Annotated in this window: 13 protein-coding genes; 5 read left to right on the top strand and 8 right to left on the bottom strand. The window is 71.3% G+C overall.

Annotated features, from left to right (window positions below):
• Nucleotides 1-126: 126 nt before the first annotated feature.
• Nucleotides 127-975 carry a nuclease-related domain-containing protein gene (locus ACQP2O_RS40950; protein WP_433174577.1) on the bottom strand — a complete coding sequence of 283 codons (849 nt, stop codon included), beginning with the start codon at nucleotides 973-975 and terminating at the stop codon, nucleotides 127-129.
• A 202-nt stretch (nucleotides 976-1,177) separates the two neighbouring features.
• Between ACQP2O_RS40950 and ACQP2O_RS40945 the strand changes: the two genes are divergently transcribed.
• Both ACQP2O_RS40945 and malQ read left to right on the top strand, forming a co-directional pair.
• Entirely contained in the window at nucleotides 1,178-2,587 is a 1,410-nt protein-coding gene (locus ACQP2O_RS40945; RefSeq protein WP_433174576.1) for an amidase, read from the top strand.
• 58 nt (nucleotides 2,588-2,645) lie between these two features.
• Entirely contained in the window at nucleotides 2,646-4,874 is a 2,229-nt protein-coding gene (malQ, locus tag ACQP2O_RS40940; protein ID WP_433174575.1) for a 4-alpha-glucanotransferase, read from the top strand.
• An 89-nt stretch (nucleotides 4,875-4,963) separates the two neighbouring features.
• Here the strand turns inward: malQ and ACQP2O_RS40935 are convergent, their stop codons facing one another.
• The 5 genes from ACQP2O_RS40935 to ACQP2O_RS40915 form a co-directional block, all read right to left on the bottom strand.
• The gene (locus tag ACQP2O_RS40935; protein WP_433174574.1) at nucleotides 4,964-5,983 is read right to left on the bottom strand and encodes a hypothetical protein; all 1,020 of its coding nucleotides are present in this window, start codon (nucleotides 5,981-5,983) and stop codon (nucleotides 4,964-4,966) included.
• 70 nt (nucleotides 5,984-6,053) lie between these two features.
• The gene (locus ACQP2O_RS40930; protein ID WP_433174573.1) at nucleotides 6,054-6,665 is read right to left on the bottom strand and encodes a GTP-binding protein; all 612 of its coding nucleotides are present in this window, start codon (nucleotides 6,663-6,665) and stop codon (nucleotides 6,054-6,056) included.
• Complete coding sequence (locus ACQP2O_RS40925) at nucleotides 6,646-7,020, bottom strand: DUF742 domain-containing protein (protein ID WP_433174572.1); 375 nt, start codon at nucleotides 7,018-7,020, stop codon at nucleotides 6,646-6,648. Before ACQP2O_RS40925 ends, ACQP2O_RS40930 begins: the two co-directional genes overlap by 20 nt.
• 7 nt (nucleotides 7,021-7,027) lie before the next feature.
• Nucleotides 7,028-7,447, bottom strand: a complete 420-nt coding sequence (locus tag ACQP2O_RS40920) for a roadblock/LC7 domain-containing protein (RefSeq protein WP_433174571.1) — start codon at nucleotides 7,445-7,447, stop codon at nucleotides 7,028-7,030.
• Complete coding sequence (locus ACQP2O_RS40915) at nucleotides 7,447-10,164, bottom strand: nitrate- and nitrite sensing domain-containing protein (protein WP_433174570.1); 2,718 nt, start codon at nucleotides 10,162-10,164, stop codon at nucleotides 7,447-7,449. The genes ACQP2O_RS40920 and ACQP2O_RS40915 overlap by 1 nt, the downstream gene beginning before the upstream one ends.
• Nucleotides 10,165-10,426: 262 nt before the next feature.
• Between ACQP2O_RS40915 and ACQP2O_RS40910 the strand changes: the two genes are divergently transcribed.
• Together ACQP2O_RS40910 and ACQP2O_RS40905 are read left to right on the top strand one after the other, a co-directional pair.
• A complete protein-coding gene (locus tag ACQP2O_RS40910; protein WP_433174569.1) occupies nucleotides 10,427-10,837 on the top strand; it encodes a roadblock/LC7 domain-containing protein in 411 nt (136 codons plus the stop codon).
• A gap of 19 nt (nucleotides 10,838-10,856) precedes the next feature.
• On the top strand, nucleotides 10,857-11,435 hold the full coding sequence (locus tag ACQP2O_RS40905) for a GTP-binding protein (protein ID WP_433174568.1): 579 nt from the start codon (nucleotides 10,857-10,859) through the stop codon (nucleotides 11,433-11,435).
• Nucleotides 11,436-11,520: 85 nt separating this feature from the next.
• Here ACQP2O_RS40905 and pepN read toward each other — a convergent pair whose 3' ends face one another.
• On the bottom strand, nucleotides 11,521-14,052 hold the full coding sequence (gene pepN, locus ACQP2O_RS40900) for an aminopeptidase N (protein ID WP_433174566.1): 2,532 nt from the start codon (nucleotides 14,050-14,052) through the stop codon (nucleotides 11,521-11,523).
• A 299-nt stretch (nucleotides 14,053-14,351) separates the two neighbouring features.
• On the opposite strand from pepN, the gene ACQP2O_RS40895 reads away from it, so the two are divergent.
• Entirely contained in the window at nucleotides 14,352-14,966 is a 615-nt protein-coding gene (locus ACQP2O_RS40895) for a mycothiol-dependent nitroreductase Rv2466c family protein (protein ID WP_433174565.1), read from the top strand.
• Between the two features lie 63 nt (nucleotides 14,967-15,029).
• On the opposite strand, the gene ACQP2O_RS40890 is transcribed toward ACQP2O_RS40895, so the two are convergent.
• Nucleotides 15,030-15,839, bottom strand: a complete 810-nt coding sequence (locus ACQP2O_RS40890) for a heavy metal-binding domain-containing protein (RefSeq protein ID WP_433174564.1) — start codon at nucleotides 15,837-15,839, stop codon at nucleotides 15,030-15,032.
• Nucleotides 15,840-15,882: the final 43 nt, after the last annotated feature.

The following is a 15,882-nucleotide window of genomic DNA, read 5'->3' as shown; positions in this document are numbered from 1 at the left end:
CTGCCTCTCCCATCCATTCGTGCTCAGACTTCGATCGTATGGGGTCGGCGGCGCGCATGAGACGCCAGTCTCAGGTTACGAGACGCCGAACCCAGGATCCGGGCACGCGAAGGGAGGTCCGGCCGGTCAGGAGCCGGGATACTTCGGGGGCAGCACCCGCTCGGCGGCGTTGAAGATGCGCTCGACGTCCACCGCGGTGAGGATCTTGGGCCGGCGCCGCAGGTAGTTGCGCGCCCGCCCGCCCGAGTAGACGTCGACGTTGCGCACCATCAGCACCTTCCAGGAGATCGCCGGGCCGTAGATGGCCAGCGACGGCTGCACGGGCACCTCGTACCCGAGCTCCGCACTGATCAGCTTGCTGGCCTGGTCGGACTCCCACCGGGCCTCGTCCAGCCGCTCCTTCTTGTTGAACGGCCCGAGGAACAGCTTGCGGTGCGACAGCGCGCGCACGGGGAGCCGCTTGTCCCACTTCTCCGAGTCGACGGCGTACACGCCGGTCGGCCCGATCACGAGGTGGTCGATCTGCCCGTCGCTGACGCCGTCCTCGTCACGGGGAACGGCGCGGGCGTGGAGGGTGCGATAACCGGCCTTCTCCATGCCCCGCAGCTGCCGCTCGGTCCTGCGCTCGGCGACCGACGGTTTGCGCCAGGCCTCCACGCTCGAATGCTGTCGTGATCGTCGGACGACATCGACGATCACGGTGAGCACCGCTACGGCGAGACCGATCCGGATCTCGAAGACGATCGCGAACAGCAGGCCGAGGACGGCGGCCGCGCCGATCCGGATCATCCAGCGTTGGATCTGCGGATCGCTGATCCGGGCGCCGATCGCCTGCTCCTTACGCCGCCTGGGCGGGCGCTCCTGGTCAGGACGTCCGGCCGAGCCGTCTTCGCCGGGCAGCTCGAACGGGCGTTCTTCGTCAGGGTGCTCGCGTGTGGACGTCTGAGTGGACTCGCCTCGCTCCACACTGGCCATTGTTGACACTCCGTGCTCGGTTGACGGCAGCACATGATCTTCCCGTGCGAAGCGTAACCAGAGCCCGAGTGGAGTGCATAGTCGTGTCCGGATGATACTTTTGTCCCCGCCCTTGAGCGGTTCGCTGGCATCCTACCAGGGTAGATAAATTCCATCCCCCGCTGCGCTGCTGCAACTTTCGGTGGGCGTACCGTTTTCACTTGTGACGCATATTCACCATCTCAGCATGCGGGACCAGGCGGCCGCGATCCGGAGCCGCGAACTCTCACCCGTCGACGTCGTCGAGCATTACCTCGAGCGCATCGACCGCCTGGGGGACCAGGTCGGGGCCTATGTCACCGTGACCGCCGATCTGGCGCGTGACCAGGCCAAGGCCGCGGAACGGGCGCTGATGGCGGGCGACGGGGCGCCGCTGCTCGGCGTTCCCCTCCCCATCAAGGACCTCAACATGGTCAAGGGCGTACGGGCGACGCTCGGCTCGGCGGCCTATGACGACTTCACGGCATTCGGCGACGACAACGTCGTCGCTTTTCTGCGTGAGGCGGGCACGATTCTTCTGGGGAAGACCAATACGCCGGAATTCGGACTGCCCTGTTATACCGAGAACGCCGTCGCACCGCCCGCGCGCACCCCCTGGGACACCGGACGCTCCGCAGGAGGTTCCAGCGGGGGCGCCGCCGCCGCGGTCGCCGCCGGGCTCGCCCCGGCCGCGCACGGCAGCGACGGAGGCGGGTCCATCCGGATCCCGGCCAGCGTCTGCGGCCTGTTCGGGATCAAGCCGACGCGCGGCCGCATCAGCCAGGGGCCCATCGTTCCCGACCTCGTCGGCCTGGCGACCAGCGGCCCCATCACCCGGACCGTACGAGACGCCGCCCTCCTCCTCGACGTCATGGCCGGGAACGCTCCAGGCGACATGTACCGCGCGGCGCCGCCCGAGGGCACCTTCCTCGAGGCCGCCGACCGGGCGCCGGGACGGCTCCGCATCGGCCGCAGCGCGGTGCCCCCGGTGCCGGGCGCCGAGGTCCACCCCGACTGCCTCGCCGCCTACGAGGCCGCCAGCACGCTGCTGGCGGAACTCGGCCACGAGGTCGAGGACATCGACCCGCCGTGGAACGGCGAACTGATGCCGCACTTCGAGACCCTCTGGGCGTCGATGGCCACGCTCACCCCGGTCCCGCCCGAGCGAGAGGAGCGGCTGCGCCCGCTCACCCGGTGGCTGCGCGAACGCGGCCAGGCGATCAGCGCGTACGAGTTGCTGCACGCCCAGGCGACGCTTCAGGCGGCCGTACGGGGACGGCTGCCGGTCCTCGAAGGCTACGACGTGATCCTTCACCCGACCCTCGCGCAGCCGCCCGCCCCCATCGGATACTTCGAGGAGGTCGACCCCGCGGAGAACTTCGAGCGGCAGAAGCGCTTCACCCCGTTCACCTCGGTCTACAACGTCACCGGCCAGCCCGCGGTGAACGTCCCGCTGCACTGGACCGACGGCGGCCTGCCGATCGGCGTCATGCTGGTCGGCCGGACGAGCGACGAGGCGACGCTGATCGCACTGTCGGCGCAGTTGGAGGAGGCCCGTCCGTGGGCGGACCGCCGTCCGCCGATTTGGGACTGATCCACCCGGGCATAGCGACGTGGCAGGAGCCGGACACGGACCGAGGACAGGGGACGTCGTGGGCGAGGACATCGAGGAGCTGAACGCGCTGGCCGCCGCGTACGGCGTCGAGACCTCCTATACGGACTGGCGCGGCCGGCCGGCCGACGTCCCCGCCACGACGATCAGGGCCGTCCTCACCGCCCTGGGCGCGGACGTCTCGTCGCCGGATGCCGTACGCCGCGAGCTGGAGCGGATCGAGTCCGAGCGCCGCGCCCGGCTGCTCCCACCGACCGCCGTCGTCTTCGCGGGGGAGGACCTGCTCGCGGCGGACGACGCCGAGGTATGGATCGAGTTCGCGACCGGCGGCGAGCTGCCCCTGGACCCGGTCGGACCCGGGCCGAGGGCCTCGGCGTCGCCGGGCGGTACTGAGGCGGGACCGGCGGCGTCCGCGGGTGGCCGGGAGGCGGCACCCGGGGCCGAACCGCCGCCGTCCGCCGCGTCGGCGGATGAGGCTCCGGCGGGCCGGGGGCGGCCGCCGGCCACGTCGGCGGAGGTGGCCGGGTTGCGCGCGGAGTACCGGCTGCCGCCGGAGACGCCGCTCGGGTGGCATCGGGTACGGGCCCGGCGCGGCGGCCGGGAGGAAGTCGCGCCGCTGCTCGTCGCACCGTCGCGGGCCCCGGACCCCGGCGAGCGCTCCTGGGGTCTGATGGCCCAGCTGTACTCCGTGCGGTCGAGCCGCTCGTGGGGGATCGGCGATCTCGCCGACCTGCGGGAGCTGGCGACGTGGAGCGGCGGCGCGCTCGGTGCGGGGTTCGTCCTGATCAACCCGCTGCACGCGGGAGAGCCGGCCCCGCCGATCCGGCCGTCGCCGTACCTGCCGATGAGCCGCCGCTTCACCAGCCCCCTGTATCTCCGGCCCGAGGAGGTGCCCGAGTACGCCGCGGCCGGCCCCGAGACGCGACGCCGGATCGAGGAACTGGCCGCGCCGGAGCGGACCCGGTCCCGTACGACCGGCGAGATCGACCGCGACGCGGCGTGGACGGCCAAGCGGGCGGCGCTGGAGCTCCTCGCCGAGGTGCCGCTCGCACCGGAGCGCACGGCGGCGTACGCCGCGTTCCGGGAGCGCCAGGGCGAGGCACTGACCGCGTTCGCGACCTGGTGCGCCCTGGCGGAGGAGCACGGGGCCTACTGGCCTGCCTGGCCGGCCGAGCTGCGCGACCCCCGCTCGGCGGCGGTCGCCGTCGAGCGCGACCTGCGTGCCGACCGTGTGGAGTTCCACCGTCGGTTGCAGTGGTGGCTGGACGAGCAGCTCGGCGCGGCGCAGGACGCGGCGCGCGAGGCCGGCATGGGGCTGGGGATCGTCCACGACCTGGCCGTCGGGGTCGACCCCGGCGGTGCGGACGCGTGGGCGTACCAGGATCTGTTCGCGTCGGGGATGAGCGTGGGCGCGCCGCCGGACGAGTTCAACCAGCGCGGTCAGGACTGGGGCCAGCCGCCCTGGCACCCGCAGCGGCTCGCGGCGGCGGGTTACGCGCCGTACCGCGACATGCTCCGCCACGTGCTCCGGCACGCCGGCGGGCTCCGCCTCGACCACGCCATGCAGGTGTTCCGGCTCTGGTGGGTGCCGCGAGGCGCCTCCCCGGCCGACGGGACGTACGTCTCCTACCCGTACGGCGACCTGCTGGGCGTGCTGCTGTTCGAGGCGCACGAGGCCGGAGCGGTGGTGATCGGCGAGGATCTCGGCACCGTGGCGGACTACATGCGCGACGTCTTCGCCGAGCGTGGGGTGTTCGGCACGTCGATGGCGTGGTTCGAACGCGATGAGAGCGGCGCGCCGCTTTCGCCGGAGGAGTGGCGGGAGCCGTGCCTCGCGACCGTGGGCACCCACGACATGCCGCCCATCGAGGGCTACCTGGGCGGCGACCACATCGCACTGCGCGAGCGCCTGGGTCTGCTCACCCGGCCCGCGGCCGAGGAGTACGCCGAGCTGGATCCGTCGCTGCGCGAGTGGAAGGAGCTGCTGACCTCGCTCGGCCTGGACACGGCCGACATGACGGCGGCGCTGCACGCCTTCCTCTCGCGGACGCCGGCGAGGCTGGTCGGCGTGTCGCTGGCGGACGCGGTCGGCGAGCGGCGCACGCAGAACCAGCCGGGCACGGTCGATGAGTACCCGAACTGGCGGATCCCCCTCGCCGACGCCGTCGGCCACCCGGTGCTCCTCGACGACCTGCCCCGCCATCCACGGCTGATGACAGCCCTCGGCCCGGTGCTCGGCCGACCGTCGCCGTGCGAGCGGCGCCCGTAGAGGCCCTTGACGGCTCTCGGTCCGGTGCTCGGCCGTACGCCACGGGGCGGCCTACCTGGCGGCCGCCCGGGCACGGTCATCGGACACCGCTAGCGCTCCAGGACGTTCACGATGTGTGCGGCGACGTCGTGCAGCAGCGTGTCGGGCAGGATCGGGCGCCCGGCCGCGGCGGAGAACACCTCGGGCAGGCCCGGCAGGCAGTAGACGGTGCTGGGCTCGGCCACGGCCCGCCCGAGCGGCTGGTTGCCGACCGACCGGCGGGTGCGCGACCAGGCCTCCTCGACCTCCTCCGGGCTCGGCACCCCGAAGCCGTGTCCGACGGGCGCGGCGTGGCGCAGGCGTACGAGCGCGCCGTCGGAGAACTCCTGGGCGAGCCGGCAGCGGGCGGACAGGGGGTCCAGCACGTCGGGGGACAGGCGCGTGACCACGTCGCAGGGCGTACGGCACGATGCGGCGCAGCGGCCGAGGGCGGACGCCAGCGTGCTGTGCTGGCGGTCGAGGTAGGCGCGCCAGCCGGGACCGGGCTCCCCGGCCACCCGCAGCGCGCGCTCGGCGGCGGACTGCTCGGGGCGCGTCAGGTCGCACTCACGAGGCTTCCCCGGCTCGGGCATCACGCCGAACCGGCTGCCGGCGCCGCCGACCGCCGCGGGCAGCAGCGCCGGGTCGCCGGCGTGACCCAGGACCGGCTCCCAGGCCAGGAGCGGGAGGTATTCGGCGGCGATGTGCACCGCGGCGACCACGCCCGCCATCTCCCGGCGTCGCCAGCGCGCCTCGATCACCTCGAGCAGCAGGCCGTAGGCGGGGCGGAGCGTTCGCAGCGCCCCGCGGGTGCGCTCCTTGGCGGACTGCGGCATCCTGCTGGCCCGGGCCCGGGCCAGCAGATCGTCGGGCACCTTGTGGGCGTCGACGACCGGGTCTCCGGTGCGTTCGGGCACGCCGAAGTCCTCCGCGTCCAGGTCGATCAGCCGTTGCCCGAACGAGCACAGCAGCCGGACCTCGGCGGTGACGTCCGGTCGCAGGCCCGCCGCCCCTGCCTCGCACAACGCGGCGAGGTCCCCGAAGGCGTAGCGCCGGGCGAGTGCCGTGAGTACTTCGCGTGCCGTCTCCACCCGTTCACTCTGCCACGCCTCGCCGACAACCGCCGCCCGCGCCCGTACGATCCAGCCCCCCGCGATGGGTTCAGGAGACTTCGCTCAGGACGTGCTCGACCATCGTCACGAGGGCGTGCTTGGCCGACTCGCGGCTGCGGACGTCGCAGAGGATCAGCGGCACGTGGTCGTCGAGGTCGAGGGCGATCCGGACGTCGTCCGGGTGCTTGCGCTCCGCGCCGTCGAACAGGTTGACCGCGACGATGAACGGAGTGCCCCGATTTTCGAAGTAGTCGATGGCGGGGAAGCAGTCGGCGAGGCGGCGGACGTCGGCGAGGACGACCGCACCGACCGCGCCGTGGGCGAGTTCGTCCCACATGAACCAGAACCGCTGCTGCCCGGGCGTCCCGAACAGGTAGAGGATCAGGTTGTCGGCGAGAGTGATGCGGCCGAAGTCCATGGCGACGGTGGTCGTGGTCTTGGCGTCCACGCCCTCCGTGTCGTCGACGCCGATCCCGCGGTCGGAGAGGACCTCTTCGGTGCGCAGGGGGCGGATCTCGCTGATGGCGCCGACCAGCGTGGTCTTGCCGACCCCGAATCCGCCGGCGATGAGGATCTTCGCCGTGATCGGCCGTTCGGAGTCCGCAGGCGAAGGTGACACGGCCCTCCCGGAGCCGGCCGTGTCAGAAGGCACGTAGTCCATGCAGCAGTTTCCTCAGTACGAATTCGTCCGGCCGTCGGCCGGACGGAGTGGGCTCGAGCACTCGGACCAGGCGTTCGTCGCGCAGGTCATCGAGCAGCACCCGGACCACGTCGACGGGGAGATCCACCTCCGACGCCAGGTCGGCCAGGGCGACCGGATGCCGGCAGAGCACGAGCAGGCGGCGATGTTCGGGGCTCAACCGCAGCCGTACGTGCGCCCGGGCATCGGTCGCCTCGATGACGGCGATGAGGTCGATCGGCTCACCGCGAGGCCGGGTCCGTCCACGCGTGAGTGTGTAGGGGCGGACGACCGGCCCCGCGGCCTGGTCCAGCCATCGATCTTCCGGCGAGCTCATGCGGGGCTCATCCCACGCCGGAACCCCGGCCGGGCAGGCGGGGCTCGACCGGCAGCCGGTCGCCGAGCCGTTCGGCGAGCTCCGTCATCTCGAACGCGACGACGCCAGCGTCGGCGTCGGCGTCGGCCAGCGCGGCGAGGCAGGCGTCCTCACCGACGGGCAACACGAACAAAAACACCGAGTCCATCTCGATGACGGTCTGCATCAGTTCGCCGCCCTCGAAGTGCCGGCAGGCGCCGCGGGCCAGCCCCTGGACGCCGGCCACCAGGGCGGCCAGGTGCTCGGCGTCCTCGCGCTCCATGCCGGACGATCCCGTGACGACGAGTCCGTCCCGGGACAGGAGCACCGCGCGGTCCACCGCCCCGACCCTGCGGACCAGATCATCGACCAGCCTGTGCACGTCGCCGGCCGTGTGCGTCTGTGCCATCACTCACCTTCATGGTCGCCCGGCGCGGGGGTACCGCCGTCCGAGGTGTCCTTCGCGGGATCTTCGGCACGCCCGCGACGCCAGCCGTTCTGCATCGACGACATGATGGAGCGCGCCCGTTCCGGGGAACGGCCGGCGCCCGAATCCGGCCCACCGCCCGAAGCCGGCCGAATTCTGGAGTCCGCCCGGCCGTCGTCCGCGGCGGGCCGGACGGTTTCCGAGGCGGGTCGGATGGTTTCCGAGGCGGGTCGGATGGTTTCCGAGGCCGCTCGGGACGCGGTGGGGGCCGGGCCGCGCAGCTCGGGCGGCAGGCTGGCCTGTCGGACGCGGCGCGGCATCCCGGCGTGCGTTCCGGCGGTCGGCACGCCGACGTGCTCCGCGTTCACCGCGCCGCCTCGGCCGGTCTCCGGGAGCACCGGTCCGGGCGCGGGCGAATGGGTCGGCTCGTGGAACCCGGCCGGTGTCCCCCCGGCGAGGGGCTCGACGGGCGTGTCCCCGGCCGGGAGCTCGACGGGCACGTCTCCGGCCGGAAGCTCCAGGGGCCTGTCCCCGGCGGGGAGCTCGGCGCGAGCGTCCGCGCCGACGGGCTCGGCGGGGGTATCCGCACCGAGGGGCTCGACTCTCCTGAGCCGGCGTCGTGATCCGCCGCGCCGTGGTCCGGTCTGCTCCAACGGGTCGTACCGGTCCTCCAGCGGCCGTACGACGGAGTCTCCCAGGACCGTCGCCGCACTTGCGATTTTCTTGCCGCCGTGCCGTTCAAGATCGTCGGCCGCCTGGTCCCCGCCATGATCGTTGACCATATCGTGCGCCGAGGCCTCGTGCTCGGCGACGACAAGGCCATGCGGGAGGAGCGCGATCGCGGTGAGACCGCCGTACGGGTTGGGGGCCAGGGAGACCTTGATGCCGTGGCGCGTGGCCAGGATGCCGACGACGAACAGGCCGAGCTGGTCGCCGTCGGCCACTCCGGGCTCCGGGGGGTTCGCGAGCCGTTCGTTGATCGCCGCGAGCTTGTCCGCGTTCATGCCGAGCCCGCGGTCGACGACCTCGATCACGAATCCGTTGCCCGCGAGCCCGGCGCCGACCTCGACGGGGGCGGTGGGAGGGGAGAAGGAGACGGCGTTCTCCACCAGCTCGGCCACGAGGTGGATGACGTCGGCGACGGCCGTGCCGCCGATCGATTCGCCCGACAACGTGACGACCTCGACGCGGGTGTAGTCCTCGATCTCTCCGATGGCGCCGCGGAGTACGTCCAGCACGGTCACCGGGTGGCGCCAGCCCCTGCCCGGGGTCCCGCCGGAGAGGATGATCAGGCCTTCGGCGTGCCGGCGCATGCGCGTCGTGAGGTGGTCGAGCCGGAACAGTTCCTCGAGCGAGTCCGGGTCCGCGGCCTTCCGCTCGAGGGCGTCGAGCATCGCCAGCTGGCGGTGCAGCAGTGCCTGGTTGCGCCGTGCGAGGTTGAGGAACACCTTGTTGACCGCCTTGCGGAGCGTGGCCTGCCCGACCGCCGCCTCGATGGCGGTGCGCTGGGTCGTCGAGAAGGCCTCGGCGACGTTGGCGACCTCGGCGGTCCGGCCGATGTCCAGCGGAGGTGCCTCGTCGGCGACGTTCACGTCGTCTCCGCGCCGTAGCCGGCCGACGATGTCGGGCAGACGCCGGTCCGCGAGGTCGCTCACGGCCTTCTGGAGGCCGACGAGCTCCCGCGTCATCCGCCGCCCGAAGCGGAGCATGAGAAAGGCCGACAGGAGGACGGCGGCCAGGCCGGCGCCTCCGACGAGCGCGAGACGCCTGATGAGGGAGTCGCCGAGGCCCTTCGACTTCCGGGCGACGACCGGCCGGGCCTGGTCGATGGCCTCGTTCATCCCGCCGATGAACGTATCGGCGGCGGAGCGCCAGGCGACCGAGTCGATCTTCAACGGCCTCTTTCCGCCGGGGCTCACGAGGATCCGGTCTTCCAGCGACTTGAAGTCGGTGTAGGCCGCCGAGTCCAGCAGCCGGCGGAACGGCGTGCCGATCTCGGGGACGAACTGGGCGAGCCCGTCCTTCTCCAGGTAGCGCTGCTCGATCACCATCGTGGCGAAGACGCCGTGCTCCGCCCTGCTCATCCGGCCGCCCGCGAGGAGCACGCCGGTGACGAGTGTGAGCTCCCGGGCGGCCAGCTCCTGGGCGCGCGACAGTTCGATCACCTGGTACGCCTGCCGGTAGATCGTCGGATCGCTGACGGCGATGACCAGATAGGAGAGCTCGAATTGCGCGTCGTACACGGCGTCGTACGCGTTCAACGCGGCCAGCCGGTCCATCGCGCCGGAATCGATGCCGGATCGGATGGTCTGCAGCTCGCCGATCTTGTCCACGAGAGCGGCGAGACGCTGTTTCATCTGGGCGGTCAGCGTACGGCGGAACGATCCGGAACCGGTCGTCCGCACGAAGCGCGCGACGGAGGCGTCCGTCCGCCCGCGTTGCTCGTCCAAGGCGTCGCGCGACGCCTTGCGGCCGCCGCTCAACCAGACGACCGCCTGGAGTCGCTCTTGCGCGAGGTCGACCGACAAGGGCTGGACGGCGCCGCCGTACCGCCGGTTGATGGTGTCGAGATTGCGCTTCTCGATGGCGTCATCCGCGGTGTTCTGCGCTGCGAATCCCCACAATGCCGTCAGAGACGCCAGCGGAACGACGAGCAGGCCGAGGATGGCGAACCGGATCGACCGCCTGCGCGTCCTCATTGCACCGAAGTCCGTTCGGCCCGGAGGGCCGGGCGGGTGTGCCAGTCCGTCATAGCGCCATCTTTCACGTCGAATAGCTACAAGTAAGACGAAACCACCGCAACGTTAGTGCGGTAGTTACAAACCCGTACTCAGTTTCGTGGATCTTGCTTAGCTCTCGGTGGGATCATGGCGGCGGACCGCGATGACCCCGGTCCGAGCGGTCGGCGCGACGAGGCCGGGCGACGGACCGGCGGAGAACGGCAGGAAGAGGAGAATGCGAGTGACGCCCCAGCGGGCTGATTCGGCCGGCACTCTCGACTGGCTGATCGACAGGCTGGTCGAACGCGTGCCCGAGGTGAGACGAGCGGCGGTGCTGTCCACGGACGGTCTGCTGATGGGCGCCTCCGCCGGGCTCACCCACGCCGACGCCGAATACCTCTCGGCGCTGGCGGCCGGCTTCCAGAGCCTCGCCCAGGGCGCGCGACGCCAGTTCGATGGCGGTAATGTCCAGCAGACCATCATCGAGATGCGGGACGCGTTCCTGTTCGTCACCGCGGCCGGTGATGGCGCCTGCCTGGCCGTTCTCAGCGACACGGATGTCGACCCCGGAGTGATCACCTATGAGATGGCCGTCCTCGTGAAACGCGTCGGCGAGCACATCTCATCGCGGCCCCGCCAGGGCACGCACTAAAGCGAAGGCGCGTACTCAGATGCAGATGGGAACCCAGCTCGCGGTCAAGGTGCTGGTCGCGGGCGGATTCGGCGCTGGCAAGACCACCATGGTCAACACGGTCAGTGAGATCCAGACGCTGCGCACCGAGGAGATGCTCACCTCGCAGAGCGTCGGCGTCGACGACACCTCCGGCGTGGAGCAGAAGACCACCACGACCGTCGCGATGGACTTCGGCCGTATCACCCTCGGCGACGGACTCGTCCTCTACGTGTTCGGCACCCCGGGACAGAAGCGGTTCTGGTTCATGTGGGACGAACTGGCCGTGGGCGCGATCGGCGCGGTCGTCCTCGCCGACACCCGGCGGCTGGCCGACTGCTTCTCCTCGATCGACTTCTTCGAGCGGCGCGGCATGCCGTTCATCGTCGGGCTGAACCGCTTCGAGGGCGCGCCCCAGCCCGACATCGAGGCGGTCAGGAGCGCGCTCGACCTCGAACCCCACATACCGGTGCTGGCCTGCGACGCCCGGGAGCGGGAGTCGGTCAAGCAGGTGCTCATCACGCTCGTCGAGCACGTCCTGGGCACCCGGCAGCGCCAGCGCTCGACCGCCCTCTACTGAGTGACACCGGAAAGGCCCGGCCGGAGAACCGGCCGGGCCTTTCTCACGTATACCGTGCGGGCCCCTGGGGGCCCGCACGTCTCACTCACTCGCTCGCGCGGTCCTTCTCCCGGGCGCGCAGGGCGCGGGCCACGCCGTCGCGGCCTTCGACGAGGAGCCGGCGCAGGGCCGGCGGCGGGTTCTCCGCGTCGATGTAGGCGGTGGTCCGGTCGATGGTGGCCGGTGCGATCACCAGGAACGGGTAGGCGCTCTCGGCGAACGTGCTGGCCATGTCGCTGGACCAGGACGACCAGACGCGGGCGACCTCGGCGAAGTACTTCTCGACGTACGGCTCGAGCAGGGAGATGTCGTCGGTGTCGACGAAACCGCCGAGCGTCGCGCGGTAGACGGCGTTGGGCAGCTCGCCCCCGATGATCCGCTCCCACGCCGCCGCCTTGGCCTCCGGCGTCGGGACCGCGGCGTGGCCGGCGGCCGCCTGCCGCTCGCCCGCGGCGGTCGGGTCGCGGCGCAGCTCCGCGGCGATCTCGTCCGCGCCGACGACGCCGCGGACGACGAGGCGCCGCAGCAGGGACCAGCGCAGGTCCGTGTCGACCACCAGGCCCTCGAGGGTCGTCGAACCCTCGAGCAGGCCGTGGACGTACGCGACGTGCTCGTCGGAGGTGGCGACCGAGACGAACGCCTGGGTGTAGGTGAGCTGCCAGTCCGAGGCGGGCTCGGCCTCGGTCATCAGCGTGTGCAGCGCGCCCGCCAGCAGGCGGTAGCCGGTGTCGCGCCACGCCGGGTCGGCGTACTGCGACGTCGCCAGGCGGGCCTGACGGAGCAGCGTCTGCGCCACCGAGATGTCGGTGACGCCGCGGATGCCGGACAGCACGAGCCGGACGTAGTCGCGGGCGGCGAGCTCGGCGTCACGGCACATGTCCCAGGCCGCCGACCAGCACAGCGCCCGCGGCAGGCCGTCGGTGATCTCGCCGATCCCGTCGACGAGCGTGCGCAGCGAGTGCTCGTCGAGCCGGACCTTGGCGTAGGTCAGGTCGTCGTCGTTGACCAGCACCAGGTCGGGACGCCGCTCGCCGACCAGCTCGGCGACCTCCGTACGGCCGCCCACGATGTCGAGCTCGACCCGCCTGCGGCGGACGATCCCCTCATCCGTCCGGTCGTACAGGCCGATCGCCACGCGGTGCGAGCGGAGCGTCGGGTGGTTCTCCGGCGCCTCCTGCAGGACCGCGAACGAGGTGAACCGGCCCTCGCCGTCGACCTCGTACGACGGGCGCAGCGTGTTGACGCCGGCCGTCTCCAGCCACTCCTTGGACCAGGAGGTCAGGTCGCGGCCCGAGGTCTCCTCGAGGGCGTCGAGCAGGTCGGACAGCGAGGTGTTGCCCCACGCGTGCCGGTCGAAGTAGCTGCGGACGCCGCTGATGAAGTTGTCGCGCCCGACGTAGGCGACGAGCTGCTTGAGGACGCTCGCGCCCTTGGCGTACGTGATGCCGTCGAAGTTGACCTCCACCGCCCGGATGTCCGGGATGTCGGCGGAGATCGGGTGGGTGGACGGCAGCTGGTCCTGGCGGTACGCCCAGGCCTTCCACAGGTTCGCGAAGGTCGTCCAGGCGCCCTTCCACCGGGTGGCCTCGGCCTGGCAGAGCACGCTCATGTACGTCGCGAACGACTCGTTCAGCCACAGGTCGTCCCACCAGCGCATGGTGACGAGGTCGCCGAACCACATGTGCGCCATCTCGTGCAGGATCGTCTCGGCGCGGCGCTCGTAGGCGGCGTCGGTGACCCGCGACCGGAAGACGTAGTCCTCGAGGAACGTCACGCAGCCGGCGTTCTCCATCGCGCCGGCGTTGAACTCCGGCACGAACAGCTGGTCGTACTTGTCGAACGGGTACGGCCGCGCGAAGACCCTGCGGAAGAAGTCGAAGCCCTGCTTGGTGACCTCGAAGATCGCCTCGGGGTCGAAGTGCTCGGCGAGGCTCGCCCGGCAGAAGGCGCCGAGCGCGATGCGCTGGTCGTCGGCGGCGTACTCGTCGCGCGCCACGTGGTACGGCCCGGCGACCAGGGCGGTGATGTACGTGGAGATGCCGGGGGTCGCCGGGAAGTGCCAGCGGCCGCCCTCGGACCGGTCGGGCGCGCTGTTCGTGATGACCTGCCAGTGCCCGGGCGCGGTCACGCTCAGCTCGAACTTCGCCTTCAGGTCGGGCTGGTCGAAGCAGGCGTACATGCGGTGGGCGTCGCAGGTCTCGAACTGCGTGTAGAGGTAGACCTCCTGGTCGACCGGGTCGACGAAGCGGTGGAGTCCCTCGCCGGTCCGCGAGTAGGCGTTGTCGGAGACCACCCGCAGCTCGTTCTCGGCGGCGAGCCGGGGGAGCGGGACGCGGCCCTTGTCCGGGTCGTACGATCCGGGGTCGAGCTTCTGGCCGTTGAGGGTGATCTCGCGGACGGTCGCGCCGTGCAGGTCGACGAAGCTGGCCGCGCCCGGTTCGGCGCAGCCGAACCTGATGGTGGTGTCCGAGACGAACGTCTCCGCCCCCGCCGTCAGGTCGAGGTCGACGTTGTACGACTCGACGGTCAGCAGCCGGGCGCGATCACGCGCCTCGTCGCGCGTCAGATTGCCAGCCAAGTGAACTCCTCGCCTTGTTTCGCGACGTCATTGTCTTCCCACCGTACGGCCCGATACCCGGCCGTACGACCGGCGAGCCGGTCTCAGGACACATCTAACCCCGAGATGGTGATCATGCCCCCGGATCTGGGAGAACTCTCATGTGGAATGCCGACCGAAATGCCGTGGTTGCCGGGTACAGGGCCCGGTGTCGGAGTGACTTCCGGGGCCTGGCAGACGGCTCGGCGGCCTCGGTGCGAGGTCTTCCGGCCATTCGACGGCGGTCCGCGAGGACGCGCCGGGACATCAGGGAGGTTGCGGTGACCGATACCGGGCGCACACCGGTGGATTTCTGGTTCGACCCGAAGTGCCCTTGGGCCTGGATCGCCTCTCGATGGATCCTCGAGGTCGAGTCGCTTCGGCCGATCGAGGTCCGGTGGCACGTCATGAGCCTGTCCGTGCTCAACGAGGGCCGTGACCTCCCGGAGAAGTACCGCGAGCTCATGACGCAGGCGTGGGGGCCGGTCCGGGTGGCCATCGCGGCCGAGAAGAAGTACGGGCCGCAGGTGCTCGGCCCGCTCTACACCGAGCTCGGCACCCGCTTCCACAACGAGCGGCGGTCCGACACCCGCCAGGTCGTCGAGGAGGCCCTCGAGGCGGCCGGCTTGGACCGTTCCCTCGTGGCCGCCGCCGACACGGACGAGTACGACGAGGCGCTGCGCGCCTCGCACACCGACGGCATGGACCGGGTCGGCTACGAGGTCGGCACGCCGGTGATCTCCGTGGAGGGGGCGTCCTTCTTCGGCCCCGTCGTGTCGCCGATCCCGCGCGGGGAGGCGGCGGCGAAGCTCTGGGACGGCGTCCGTCTCGTCGCGGGAACGGACGGCTTCTTCGAGCTCAAGCGGAGCCGCACCCGAGACCCGATCTTCGACTGACGGTGTCGGCGCGCTGATCGTCCACCCGGTCGGGACCGGATGGACGATCAGCGGGTGGCCGGCTCAGTCGGTGAGCGGCATCGTCATCGTCGGGTTCACCGGGCGGGCATCGGGCCGGAAACGGCTGACCGCCGTGCCCATGCAGAAGAACTCCACCGCGTGCTCGCCCCAGATCCAGTCGTCCTCGGACACCGTGACGCCGACGACGCCGTCGCCGCTCACCTGCTGGCACTCGTACTGCAGGCGGGCCATCGCGAGCTCGCGGGCGTCGTAGATCGCCTGGGTGTAGATCCCGAGTTCGGTGTTCTGCCCGGCCGCCTGGAGCACCTGGCGGAACGACATGTGGGCGACGTGGTAGACGCAGGTGCCCAGCACCATCGCGCGCGGTGCCCAGCCGTGTTGGATGAGGGTCCAGAAGTCCTGACCGGACAGGTGCGACGTGAAGGGCCGGCCCGCGGGGGTGCGCAGGGCCTGGTTGCCGCGGATGGCCGTGCCGACCGCCACGAACTCCATGACGTCGGAGGACAGCGCGTACCTCCGTGACCGGATCTCGACGCCGATCACGCCGTCGGCCCCGAGGACGTCGGCCTCGGATTCCATGCGCGCCATGGCCAGCTCTCGCGCGTTGTACATGGCCTGCGTCAGGACGGGGAGCTCCTGGCTGACCTTCCACCGGGTCGGCTGGGTGCCGATGTGGTAGATGCACGTCCCCATCACGAGGCCGAGCGGCTCGAACCCCGCCTGGGTGGTCAGCACGAACTCGTTCACCGACAGGTCTGAGGTGAAACAGCGGTGGCCCTGCGACGATGCGGCCAGGCGGGACTGCGCGGACTCCGGCAGCGGCTGCGCCTGCTGTGACTCGGGGGTACTCACGAAAACCGAGCGTAGGGGCCTGCGATCGGCCCGTACATAGGCG

This window comes from Actinoallomurus sp. CA-150999 (genome assembly GCF_050942425.1).
Taxonomy (GTDB): domain Bacteria; phylum Actinomycetota; class Actinomycetes; order Streptosporangiales; family Streptosporangiaceae; genus Actinoallomurus.
Note: the sequence above shows the minus strand (reverse complement) of the source record. Positions and strands in the feature narration are given on the sequence as shown.